This window comes from Streptomyces hainanensis (assembly GCF_004348415.1).
Lineage (GTDB): Bacteria > Actinomycetota > Actinomycetes > Streptomycetales > Streptomycetaceae > Streptomyces > Streptomyces hainanensis.
This window is the reverse complement of record NZ_SMKI01000251.1, coordinates 1-11,561: the sequence shown is the minus strand read 5'-3', so window position 1 is coordinate 11,561 and position 11,561 is coordinate 1. Positions and strand designations below refer to the sequence as shown.

Here is an 11,561-nt window from a genome sequence, read left to right as displayed (position 1 = left end):
GCCGGGGGCCGGGGTGCAGGACCGGGTGGCCTCCTGGATCTCCGACCTCACCATCCTGCACGAGCTCACCGAGCGCCTCGGCCGCACCCGCACCCTCAACGACGCCCTGCACGAGACCCTGCGCGCCGGCGCCGACCTGGTGGGCGCCAGGCGCGGGCTGATCTCGCTCGCGCCGGCCGACGGGCTCGGCCCCAGCCGGCTGGCCGGCCTCGGCCTCGGCCGGGCCGACCTCGGCCAGCTGGAGACGGTGCCCCGCGGGCTGGAGGCGCCGCTGCCCGGCGCCGCGGGCGAGCCGGCCGAGGCGGTACACGGCGACATCGCCCACGAGGACCGCATCGACCCGCGCCACCGCGAGGTCGCCGCCCGGCTCGGCTTCGCCGCCAGCTACGCCGTCCCGCTCAGCGCCGAGACACCCGGCGCCCTCGGCGCCGCCGTCTGGCTCTACGACGACCCCCGGCAGCCGGACGCCAGGCAGCGCCACCTGCTCGCGCTCTATCTGCGCCAGGCCGGCCAGCACATCGCCAACCGCCTCGAACTCTCCCGCGCCCACGCCGCCGTCGCGGCCGTCCACGAGGGGCTGCTGCCGTCCCGCCTGCCACCGGCGGCCGGGGTCCGGCTCGCGGTCCGGCACCGGGCCGGGCCACGCGGCGGCGGGGACTTCTACGACGCGCTGCTGCTGCCGGACGCCGCCCTCGGGCTCGCCGTCGGCGGCACCACCGGCGCGGGCCCGACCGCGCTGGCGGCGATGGGGCGGCTGCGGGCGGGGCTGCGGGCCTACGCCGTGATGGAGGGCGAGGACCCGGTGGCGGTGCTCTCCGACCTCGAACTGCTGCTGCGGCTGACCGAGCCAGGCCGGTCGGCCACCGCCCTGTTCGGCTACGCGGAGCCGGCGCTGCGCCGCGTCACCCTCGCCTCGGCCGGCCACCCGCCGCCGCTGGTCGTCGGCCGGGACCGGGTCGACTTCGCCGAGACCGGCCTCTCGGCGCCGCTGAACATGCTGGCCTGCTGGGAGGCCCCGAGCGTCCGGGTGGAACTCGTCGAGGGAGAAACGGTCCTGCTCTACAGCGACGGGCTGCTGCTGCGCACGGGCGAGCCGATGGACCGCGCGTTCGCCCGTCTCAGGGCCGCCGCCGAGGCAGCCTCCCCGGCCACCCGCGCCGACCCCGAGGCGCTCGTCGACCACCTGCTGAAGACCGTGCTGCCGGACCTCGAACGACCGGGTGCGGCCGAGCACAGCGAGGACGTCATCCTGCTCGCCGCCCACTTCTGCTGACGGGGCGGCCGCGCGACGAGGCATCGGTCACGCGGGCGCCGCCGACCTGTCGCCCGCCGGGTACCCGCACATACGATGGAAGGCCAAGCAAGCGAGGAGGGCGCGACGTGGCCGAGGAAGAGCGGGGCGAGGAGCGGTCGGCGGAGGCGGGGACCGAGGCCGAGACCGAGGCCGAGCGGTTCAAGCAGCGCAAGAACAGCGTCGCCCCGAAGGTGTCGGACGAGCTCACCGAGAACATGAAGCAGGGCTGGGCCGACACCGAGCGCCGTGACCTGCCCCCCGTCCGGCAGGCCGAGCACACCGCGCGGCGCCGTGCCGCGCTGTCGGCGCGCTTCCCCGGCGAGCGTCTGGTGGTCCCCGCCGGCCGGCTCAAGACCAGGTCGAACGACACCGACTACCCGTTCCGGGCCGCCGTCGAGTACGCCTACCTCACCGGCAACCAGACCGAGGACGGCGTGCTCGTCCTGGAGCCGGACGGCCCGGCGGGTCACCGGGCCACGCTCTACCTGCTGCCCCGCTCCAGCCGCGAGAACGGCGAGTTCTGGCTGAGCGGCCAGGGCGAGCTCTGGGTCGGCCGCCGGGACAGCCTGGCGGAGGCCGCCCAGCGCTACGGGCTGCCCGTCGAGGACGTGCGCACCGTGCCCGAGCTGCTGAAGGAGGCGACCGGCCCGGTCCGTGTCGTCCGCGCGCACGACGCGGTGGTCGAGGCGGCGCTGACGGACAAGATCACCGCCGAGCGGGACGAGGAGCTCCGGGTCTTCCTCTCCGAGATGCGGCTGGTCAAGGACGATTTCGAGATCGCCGAGCTGGCCCGGGCCTGCGAGTCGACGGCGCGTGGCTTCGAGGACGTCGTGCGGGTGCTGGACCGGGCCGAGGCCACCTCGGAGCGCTACATCGAGGGCACCTTCTTCCTGCGCGCCCGCGTCGAGGGCAACGACATCGGCTACGGATCGATCTGCGCGGCGGGCCCGCACGCCACCACGCTGCACTGGGTGCGCAACGACGGCCCCGTGCGCTCCGGCGACCTGCTGCTGCTCGACGCCGGCGTCGAGGGCACCGAGCTCTACACGGCCGACATCACCCGCACGCTGCCGATCAACGGCCGGTTCGACGAGCTCCAGCGGCGGATCTACGACGCGGTCTACGACGCCCAGGAGGCGGGGATCGCGGCGGTGCGGCCGGGCGCGAAGTACCGCGACTTCCACGAGGCGGCGCAGCGGGTGCTGACCGAGCGGCTGGTGGAGTGGGGCCTGCTCGAGGGGCCGGTCGAGCGGGTGCTCGAGCTGGGGCTGCAGCGCCGCTGGACGCTGCACAACACCGGCCACATGCTCGGCATGGACGTGCACGACTGCGCCGCGGCGCGCCGGGAGACGTACGTCGAGGGCACGCTGGAGCCCGGTATGTGCCTCACCGTGGAGCCGGGCCTCTACTTCCAGCCCGACGACCTGACGGTGCCCGAGGAGTACCGGGGCATCGGGGTGCGGATCGAGGACGACATCGTGGTCACCGAGGACGGCAGCCGCAATCTGTCCGCCGGGCTGCCGCGCCGGGCGGACGAGGTCGAGGCGTGGATGGCGGCGCTACGCGCGTGACGGGCGTCGTGGTCGGAAACGGCAGGTGAAGGTGTCAAGAGGGCGATTTCGGGTACAGCCTGGGGAACACGGGCGCGCTGTGACGCGTTGAGTGAGTCAAAATCTCTGGAAGGAGAGCTCGTGTCCGCCCAATCGACGGACCCTGACGGGCATAGTCCCGGACCACCTCGCCGGCACATGGCGTGCCGCGGCACACGGCGAGGTGGTGTTAGATGAGTGCCGCACTGCTAGGGCTCGTCGCCGTCCTCGTTCTGACGGCCGGCACCGGCTATTTCGTCGCCCAGGAATTCGCCTTCGTGGCGGCCGACAGGCTGTCCCTCGGCCGTGACGCGGCCGCCGGTGACAAGCGCGCCGCACGGGCCATGAAGGTCCAGGAACGACTCTCGTTCATGCTGTCGGGCGCCCAGCTCGGTATCACCGTCACCGGCCTGGTGGTGGGTTTCCTGGCCGAGCCCTCGATCTCGACCCTGGTCGACCCGGCGCTGAGCGCCATCGGCCTCCCGGACGCCGCGGTGTCCGGCATCGCCCTGGTCATGGCGTTCCTGCTCGCCACCGGCATCCAGATGGTGCTCGGCGAGCTGGCCCCGAAGAACATGGCTCTCGCCATCCCCGAGCGGCTGGCCAAGACGCTGGCCTCCTCGACGCTGGTCTACCTGCGGGTGGCCGGCCCGGTGATCCGCATCTTCGACGCCTCGGCCAACCGGATCCTGCGTCGGATCGGCATCGAGCCCGTCGAGGAGCTGCACCACGGTGCCACGCTCGAGGAGCTGGGCCACCTGATCGAGGAGTCGCGCGAGCACGGGCAGCTGACCAGTGACACGGCGGTGCTGCTCGACCACGCGCTGGAGTTCTCCGACCGGACGCTGGACGAGGTCATGGTCCCCCGGGTCGACGTGAACACGGTGCGGGCCTCGGCGCCCGCCGCGGCCGCGGTCGAGCTGATCCGTGAGCACGGTCACTCCCACTACCTGGTGATCGGCGACCGGATCGACGACATCGTGGGCGTCATAGGCGTGCGCGAGCTGATGCGGATCAGCCCGGAGCGGGCGGTCAAGCTCACGGCCGGCTCGCTGGCGCGGCGGGCGCTGCTGCTGCCCGACACGCTGCCGCTTCCGGGCGCCGTGGAGCAGATGCAGGCCGCGGGCGAGGAGTTCGCCTGCGTGCTCGACGAGTACGGCGGCCTCGCCGGCATCGTCACCCTCGAGGACATCGCGGAGGAACTGGTCGGCGAGATCACCGACGAGAGCGACCTGGTCGAGGAGCTCGCCGTCGCCGACGGCGAGAGCTGGCTGGTCGACGCGAGCCGCCGGGTGGACGAGGTGTCGGTCGCGACCGGGATCGAGCTGCCGGAGGACGAGTCCTTCGAGACGGTGGCGGGTCTGGTGATCGACCGGTCCGGGGGCTTCCCCGCGGTCGGGGACCGGATCGTGGTCGACCTGGCGCACGGCGGCCGAGCCGAGCTCGAGGTGCTGTCGCTCGACCGCCGGGTGCCCGACCGGATACGGCTCGCGCTGCTGCCGGTGGCGGAGCTGTCGGCGGTGCGCGAGCGTGAGGGGCTGCGCTCATGAGCCCCATGACGGCGCTCGCCGTGACCGTGGTGCTGCTGTTCTTCAGCGGCTTCTTCGTGGCCGCCGAGTTCGCGCTCGTGGCGGCCAAGCGACACCGGATGGAGCAGGCGCTGGCCGACGGCCAGCGGGGCGCGAAGGCCGCCATGGCCGGCATGCACGAGCTGTCGCTGATGCTGGCCGGCTCGCAGCTGGGCATCACGGTGTGCACCCTGCTGCTGGGCTCCATCTCGAAGCCGGCGGTCTCACACGAGATAGAGCCGCTGCTCGAGGCGGTGGGGCTGCCCGCCGGGCTGACCTACGGTGTCGCGTTCATCCTGGCGATGATCGTGGTGGTCTTCCTCCACATGGTGATCGGCGAGATGGCGCCCAAGTCGTGGGCGATCTCGCACCCGGAGCGTTCGGCGATGCTGCTCGCGCCGGTGTTCCGCAGCATGGTGCGGGTGGTCAGGCCGCTGATCTGGGCGCTGAACCAGGTGAGCAACAGCCTGGTACGGATGTGCCGGGTCACCCCTCGTGAGGAGCTCACCTCGGTGCACGACCGGGAGCAGCTGACGCACCTGGTGACCGAGTCACAGCGGCTCGGGTTGATCAGCGAGACCGACTCGGGGCTGATCACCCGCTCGCTGACCGAGCCGCAGTCGCCGGTGGGCGCCATCCAGGTGCCGGCCTCGCGGATCGCCGAGGTGTCGGCGGACGCCGGCGCGGAGGCCATCCTGGCCGCCGCCTCGGCCAGCGACCACACACGGCTGCTGGTGCGCGACGGCCAGCGGGTGGTGGGCTCGGTCCACGCCCGGGACGCCATCGTGGCGCGGGCGAGCGGTGAGCGGGTCACGGCCAGGGAGCTGGCGCGACCGGTGCCCGACCTGACGGCCGAGGACACGGTGGCGTTCGCCGTGGAGCAGCTGCGGCAGCGGCGGGCCTCGCTCGCGGTGGTCCGGGGCGCGGACGGCCGGGTGACCGGTCTGATCAGCCTGGACGACCTGCTGGTCCGACTGATGGGCCCGCAGCCCGTGTGACGCGCGGTGCTCTGGTGACGGTTGGCGGCCGGGTGGCCTTCGGGCCCCCGGCCGCCGGCCTGTTCAGCGGGCGTCGGCGTCGGTGTGGGGGGCGGGCGCGGAGCAGGGTGGCGAGCGCGGGGACGTCGCCGTCGCCGTGGCCCGCCGCGACCGCACGGTGGAGCAGCTCCCCCATCGGGCGGACCAGGAGCGGATCGACGCCCTCGGCGGCGCTGGCGTCGAGCAGGTTCACGTAGGCGGCGGCCTGCATGGCCAGGTTGGAGTTGGCGGCGCGGGTGCCGAGCTCGCCGGAGTCCAGCTGGCGGGCGAACTCCGGCACCGAGGCCATCATCGCCTGGAGCCAGGGCAGCAGCAGGGTGCTGGTGAACTCGGTGGCCCTGCCCTCCCCGGGGCGGACCATGGCGAGGGCGTGCAGCGCGCCGCCGAACAGCCCGTACATCGCGCTGAGCAGGGCGATGTCGTACAGCGGCGCGGTGCCGGGGTCGTCGCTGAGGAAGGCGGCGACGCCGAGCCGCTCCAGGGTCTTCTCGTGGGTGTCGAAGACGGCCCGGGAGCCGCTGTAGAGCAGGGTGGCGCCGGGGTGGCCGATCATCGGTGGGATGGCCATGATGCCGCCGTCGAGGTAGTCGACGGCGTGCTCGGCGGCCCAGGCCGCGGTCTCGCGGGCCTGGGCGGGGGTGCCGTTGGTGAGGTTGACCAGCGCGCGGCCGTCGACGTCGTCGGGGGCAAGTGGAAGGTGCTGATCCTGTGGGCGCTGCACGATCGGACCCGGCGGTTCGGCGAGCTGCGCCGGGAGCTGCCCGGGGTGAGCGAGAAGGTGCTGATCGAGCAGCTGCGGGAGCTCGAGGCCGACGGGATCGTGCACCGCGAGGTCTACCGTGAGGTGCCGCCGCGCGTGGAGTACTCGCTCACCGGTTTCGGCGCGTCCCTGAACGACGCCCTCCGCCCGCTCGGTGCCTGGGGCAGGGAGCACATGGCGCGGATCGTACGGATCCGCGGCGGGGCGGAGGGCGTGCCGGAGGAGGCGGGCGTGGAGGCTAGCCGACGCTGATCGACTCGATGACGACCTCGTCCACCGGGCGGTCCTGCGCGTCCGTCTCGGTGGTGACGATGGCGTCGACCACGGCCCGGCTCTCCTCGTCGGCGACCTCGCCGAAGATGGTGTGCATGCCGTCCAGCCAGTCGGTCGGAATGACGGTGATGAAGAACTGCGAACCGTTGGTGCCCGGGCCGGAGTTGGCCATGGCCAGCATGTAGGGCTCGGCGAACGTCAGCCCGGGGTCGATCTCGTCCGCGAACTGGTAGCCGGGGCCGCCGGCACCCGTGCCGTCGGGGTCGCCGCCCTGGATCATGAACTCGTCGATGACCCGGTGGAAGATCGTGCCGTCGTACAGCGGGTCTCCGCTCTGCCCGCCGGTCCACTCCAGCGAACCGTCCGCCAGGCCGACGAAGTTGGTCACCGTCAGCGGCGCCTGCTCGGGGAAGAGCGTGACCGCGATGTCGCCCTCACTGGTGTGGATGGTGGCGGCGGTGGCGTCGGACGCCTCGGCGGCGGCCGGCCCCGCCGGCCCCTCCGCAGGCTCCTCGCCGCCCTCGGCCTGCTCGGTGGCCTCGCCCGCGGACTCGGGCGCCGTGGTCTCCTCCTCGGTGCCGGAACCGGAATCGTCGGATTCGGAGTCGGAGCCGCAGGCCGTCAACGCGAGCCCGAGGCAGAGGATCGCGGTCGCGAGACGCCGGGAGGAGCGGGTCATGTCAGATGCCTTTCCGTATACCTGTATGCGGAATCGCACGCAGGCACATCATGCACCACCGACCCGGCGGGTGCTCCCTCCGCCCACCGCACCAGGGGAGACGGCGGGCGGAGGGAGCCGATCGGTGGCCGGCCCGGTGGTCAGTCGAACAGGTCCTGCCACTGTTGGCCGCCGGCGATCTCGCCGATTTCCTCGAGGGTCAGCGGTGATCCGGCGCCCTCCTCGAACAGCAGCTGGAAGTCGACCGAGGCGCCGTTCGGATAGTAGACGTCCACGAAGTACTGGCTGAGGCTGTCCTCCAGGGCGTAGTCGCAGAGGAAGATCTGGGTGCCGTTCTCGTGGGGCTCCCGCACCTCACAGGACGGATCGTCCGTCGGCCCGGAATCGAGGCCGAAGCCACTGTCGTACGCGTTGATCCCCAGTTGGGCGGACGCCTCGCCCCGACCGACCGTGAGTGAGGCCGTTCCCGTCTCGCGGGGCTCCTCCTCGCTGATCTCCAGGTCGGCGGGCGCCAACTCACCGAAGATCGACAGCAGTTGATCACCGGGCACCTCGCTGTCGCTGGTGGTCAAGTCGAGCCATTCGTCCGGAGCACCGTGCTCGGCGTCGGCGACCGCCAGCACATCCCCCCAGACCGGCGCCTGCGCGATCTCCTCCAGCAGGTCCTGGCTCAGCGGGGGTTCGACGCCGGGATCCGCGGCCCCCTCGCCGGTCGAGTCGAGGGAGACCACGATCTGCCGCAGCCCCTCGGCTTCCGGGCCCCAACTCGTCGGCGATTCGAGGGTGGCCCGCCATGACTGGTAGTGCGAGAACGGCACCGCCCCCTCCTCGCCCTCGAAGGGATTGATCTCCCGGGCGTCCGCGTCGGGGGCTTCCGCCCCCAACTCGGCATCGCTGAACGACATCCACTCGAAGCTCAGCACCGATCCGTCGTCCAGCTCGGTCTCCTCGCACGACTCGGTCTCGGGGTCGAGGATCTCCCAGCAGCCGGCCTCGGAACGCCAGTCCTTCGCCTGCCAACGCAGCATGGACACGTCGAGGGTGAGGTCTCCCGGCCCCTCCCCGAACGACAAGCTGACACTGGGGTCGCCGGTCTCCGTCGGGGTGAAGGCCATGGAATCCGTGACCTCCAGCCCCTCGGGAAGCATCGCGGTCAGCGTGGCGATCAGGTCGGACCGGTTCTCGGGGGTGTCCGCGACGTCGAACACGTTCTCACCGCCGCCTCCACCGCCCGGAAGCTGCACCGCGGCCACGGCGACCGCGGCCACCGCGGCGGCGCCCGTGACCATCGCGGCTCTGCGCCGCCACAGCCGGATCCTGCCGCGCCGCAACCCGCCCTCGGCCAGCACCTGGCTGTCCGGCTGGAAGCCGCCGCCGGCCTGGTGCAACATCGCGCCGAACTCCCGCTCGAACTCTCCGGGCCCGTCTATCTCGTGCATGTCGTGTCTCATCGGGATCCTTCCACCGGCCCTAGGCCGCGGTGAGTTCGGCGAAGCCTGCGTGGCCCAGCCGGGTTCTGAGCTTCGCCAGAGCGCGGCTGGATCGGGAGCGGACGGCGCTGGAACTGGTGCGCATCGCCTCCGCGGTCTGCTCGATGCTGAGGTCCTCCCAGAACCGCAGGACCAACACGGCCCGGTCCTTGCGGGGAAGCTCCGCGAGCGCCTGCAACAGCGTGACGCGCAGCGACGAGTCCCCCACCTCGACGGCCGGCTGCTCGGGAAGCCGCACCGCCGGCTGCTCGGAGCTGCTGCGGCGCCTGCGGTGCGTCAGATAGACGCGGACGAGGACCGTCTTGGCGTAGGCGTCCGGATTGTCTATGCACTTTCTCCGGTGCCACACCGTGTACATCCGGCTCAGGGTCTCCTGCACCAGATCCTCCGCCAGATGCGTGTCCCCACTGGTCATCAGGCAAGCCGACCGGTAGAGCGCCGCGCTCCGGCTCACGGCGAACTGCCGGTACGAATCCTCGTCCCGCCGTCCCATCCATCCCCCTCGTGTCCGCCGATGAACGCCCTCGCACTTACCAAGACGCGCGAGGGGCCCGAGTTTGTCGCACGGGTGGTGCCGCACATCTGTGCGGCACCACCCGTGCGGTCAGAGACCGACAGCCGTCGATCAGCCGAGCAGCGCGCGCCACTCGTCGGCGGTCGCGATCTCGGCCAGCTGCTCACCGCTCAGCGGGGCGTCGGCGCGGGTCGGCTCCGCGTCCCAGTTGGGAACGTTGTACGCCGTGATGTCGAGCGAGGAACCGTCGGGGTAGGTGACGACGGCCCAGTTCATGGCGAGCGGGTCCTCGTCGCTGGCCGGCCAGTCGCAGACGCTGACCACGGTGCCGTCCTCCAGGGTGGTGTCCTGGCAGTCCGGGCCGTCGGCCAGCTCGTCCTCGGCGACGACCTCGACGCCCTCGGACTCCAGCTCCACGCCCTCGACGGAGCCGGCCTCCACGTCCTCGCGCCAACTGGCGTCGTACGCGGTGATCTCCACCAGGCCGGGGCCCTCGCCGTCGTCGACGGTGACCGAGCCGTGGCCCGTCTCGCCGGCCTCGTTCTCGACGTCGACGATCTCGAGGCCCTCGGGGGCCAGCGACCGGAAGGTGTCCCTGAGCTGGTCGGCCGGGACGTCGCTGCTCGGCACCTCCTCGAAGTCCTCCGGGGCGCCGTACTCCGCGTCGGCCGCGTCCAGCACGTCCTGCCAGACCGGCGCCTGGACGACCTCGGCCAGCTGGTCGAGGTCGACCGGCGGCACGTACGCGCCCGGGTCGGCCTCGTCCGTCAGGTCCCGGTACTCGGAGAGGACGACGGCCCGCCCACCGGGCTGCTCCAGGTCGGAGCCGCCCGGGCCCTCGAGCCAGGCCTCCCAGCCGCGGGTGTGGCTGGGCTCGATGCCCTCCTCGGGGTAGCCCTCGTCCTCGTAGTCGTAGGTGACCAGGGAGAGGATGGAACCGTCGTCCAGGGTCGTGTCCTCGCAGGTGAAGCCCTCTTCCGGCTCGCCGAAGCCCTGGCAGCCGGCGATGTCGCGCCAGTCCTCCGTGGCCCAGCGGTGCGCGTTGAGGTCGAACGAGACCGTGCCCGAGCCGTCCTCCGCGGTGACGGAGGCGTAGGTGTCGGCCCCCTCGTCCAGACCGGATCCGTAGGACTCGGTGATCACCAGGTCGCCGGGCAGGAGGGCCGTCAGCGCGTCGATCGTCTCCTGCTCCGTCCGCGGCACGTCGGCGGACGCCTCGGCGAAGCTGGGCGAGGCGGCGACCATCGACGCCATCGCCGCGGTGGCGATGGCGGCGGTCAGCCCGATCCGGCGCTTCCACAGCGGCCGAACAGCCTCGTCCTTGCGTGTGCTCATGTCTGCTTTCCCCTTACCTCGGCTCGGGCCTCCGGCGGAGGCCCCGGCGAGCCGCGTTCCCCCGCGTGTCTCGCCCCGTCACTGATATGGATGCGCGAGCCGCGAGGGGATGTCGCAGACGTCTTCAGAAAAATTCCGAGCGGGTTCTCGGAGTCGCCCCGGGCACCCCCGCGGGCCACTTCTCGCGGGTCCCGGCGGGGTCCGGGCACGATAGCCTGGCGGTATCGCCCGGGCGGCAGGCACTCGGGCCGCGCCTCAGGAGTTCCCACTTCATGGACGCTCTCGCCCTCGGGCCCAGCTGGCTCGACCCGGAGTACCTCATCGAGTCCTTCGGCCTCATCGGGGTCCTCGGGGTGGTCTTCGCGGAGTCCGGCCTGCTGATCGGCTTCTTCCTGCCGGGCGACTCCCTGCTGTTCACCACCGGCCTGCTGGTGGTGAACGGCCAGTACCTGGACTACCCGCTGTGGCTGGTGTGCGTGCTGATCGTGCTGGCCGCGATCGTGGGGGACCAGGTCGGCTATCTCTTCGGGCGCAAGGTCGGCCCCTCGCTCTTCAACCGGCCGGACTCCCGGCTCTTCAAGCAGGAGAACGTGGAGAAGGCGCACGCGTTCTTCGAGAAGCACGGGCCGAAGTCACTGGTGCTCGCGCGGTTCGTGCCGATCATCCGCACCTTCACGCCGATCATCGCCGGCGTGAGCCACATGCAGTACCGGTCGTTCGTGATCTTCAACATCATCGGCGGCGTGCTGTGGGGCGCGGGCGTCACGCTGCTGGGCGCCGCGCTCGGCCAGGTGGCCTTCGTGAACGAGCACATCGAGCTGATCCTGATCGCGATCGTGCTCTTGTCCGTGGTCCCCATCGTGATCGAGTTCCTGCGGGCCCGCCGCTCATCGGCGAGGGAGGCCGCCGGAGGCGGCGCCCCGGCGCCCGGCGGCGCGTCCACGCCGTCCCGGGGTGGCCGGCACGCCAAGCGGTAGTCGGCGGCCGAAGCGGCCGGGGAGGGGCGGCCGGTGCTGTCTCTT

General features: G+C 72.2%; 11 protein-coding genes. 6 read left to right on the top strand and 5 right to left on the bottom strand.

From position 1 onward, the window contains the following. The 4 genes from E1283_RS22010 to E1283_RS21995 all read left to right on the top strand — a co-directional run. The coding region (locus E1283_RS22010) for a PP2C family protein-serine/threonine phosphatase (RefSeq protein ID WP_132819848.1) at positions 1–1,273 on the top strand (1,273 nt) is incomplete at its 5' end. Positions 1,274–1,380: 107 nt separating this feature from the next. Further along, complete coding sequence (locus E1283_RS22005; RefSeq protein WP_132819847.1) at positions 1,381–2,865, top strand: aminopeptidase P family protein; 1,485 nt, start codon at positions 1,381–1,383, stop codon at positions 2,863–2,865. 212 nt (positions 2,866–3,077) lie between these two features. After that, positions 3,078–4,433: a hemolysin family protein gene (locus E1283_RS22000; RefSeq protein WP_132819846.1), complete on the top strand. Its 1,356-nt coding sequence runs from the start codon at positions 3,078–3,080 to the stop codon at positions 4,431–4,433. After that, positions 4,430–5,449, top strand: coding sequence for a hemolysin family protein (locus tag E1283_RS21995; protein WP_132819845.1), 1,020 nt, complete (start codon positions 4,430–4,432; stop codon positions 5,447–5,449). The genes E1283_RS22000 and E1283_RS21995 overlap by 4 nt, the downstream gene beginning before the upstream one ends. Here the strand turns inward: E1283_RS21995 and E1283_RS21990 are convergent. Continuing rightward, positions 5,400–6,209: an NAD(P)-dependent oxidoreductase gene (locus E1283_RS21990; RefSeq protein ID WP_165956203.1), complete on the bottom strand. Its 810-nt coding sequence runs from the start codon at positions 6,207–6,209 to the stop codon at positions 5,400–5,402. The two genes, E1283_RS21995 and E1283_RS21990, sit on opposite strands and share 50 nt — an antisense overlap. Between E1283_RS21990 and E1283_RS21985 the strand changes: the two genes are divergently transcribed. Beyond that, the gene (locus E1283_RS21985) at positions 6,117–6,500 is read left to right on the top strand and encodes a winged helix-turn-helix transcriptional regulator (RefSeq protein WP_132819849.1); all 384 of its coding nucleotides are present in this window, start codon (positions 6,117–6,119) and stop codon (positions 6,498–6,500) included. The two genes, E1283_RS21990 and E1283_RS21985, sit on opposite strands and share 93 nt — an antisense overlap. Here the strand turns inward: E1283_RS21985 and E1283_RS21980 are convergent. The 4 genes from E1283_RS21980 to E1283_RS21965 form a co-directional block, all read right to left on the bottom strand. Next, positions 6,487–6,969, bottom strand: coding sequence for a peptidylprolyl isomerase (locus tag E1283_RS21980; RefSeq protein ID WP_243745006.1), 483 nt, complete (start codon positions 6,967–6,969; stop codon positions 6,487–6,489). The two genes, E1283_RS21985 and E1283_RS21980, sit on opposite strands and share 14 nt — an antisense overlap. 371 nt (positions 6,970–7,340) lie before the next feature. Further along, a complete protein-coding gene (locus E1283_RS21975) occupies positions 7,341–8,651 on the bottom strand; it encodes a hypothetical protein (protein ID WP_132819842.1) in 1,311 nt (436 codons plus the stop codon). 19 nt (positions 8,652–8,670) lie between these two features. After that, a complete protein-coding gene (locus E1283_RS21970; RefSeq protein WP_132819841.1) occupies positions 8,671–9,183 on the bottom strand; it encodes a SigE family RNA polymerase sigma factor in 513 nt (170 codons plus the stop codon). Positions 9,184–9,315: 132 nt separating this feature from the next. Then, complete coding sequence (locus E1283_RS21965; RefSeq protein ID WP_132819840.1) at positions 9,316–10,539, bottom strand: hypothetical protein; 1,224 nt, start codon at positions 10,537–10,539, stop codon at positions 9,316–9,318. 272 nt (positions 10,540–10,811) lie between these two features. Here E1283_RS21965 and E1283_RS21960 point away from each other — a divergent pair, with 272 nt between their 5' ends. Beyond that, complete coding sequence (locus E1283_RS21960) at positions 10,812–11,516, top strand: DedA family protein (RefSeq protein WP_132819839.1); 705 nt, start codon at positions 10,812–10,814, stop codon at positions 11,514–11,516. The last annotated feature ends 45 nt before the right edge of the window (positions 11,517–11,561 follow it).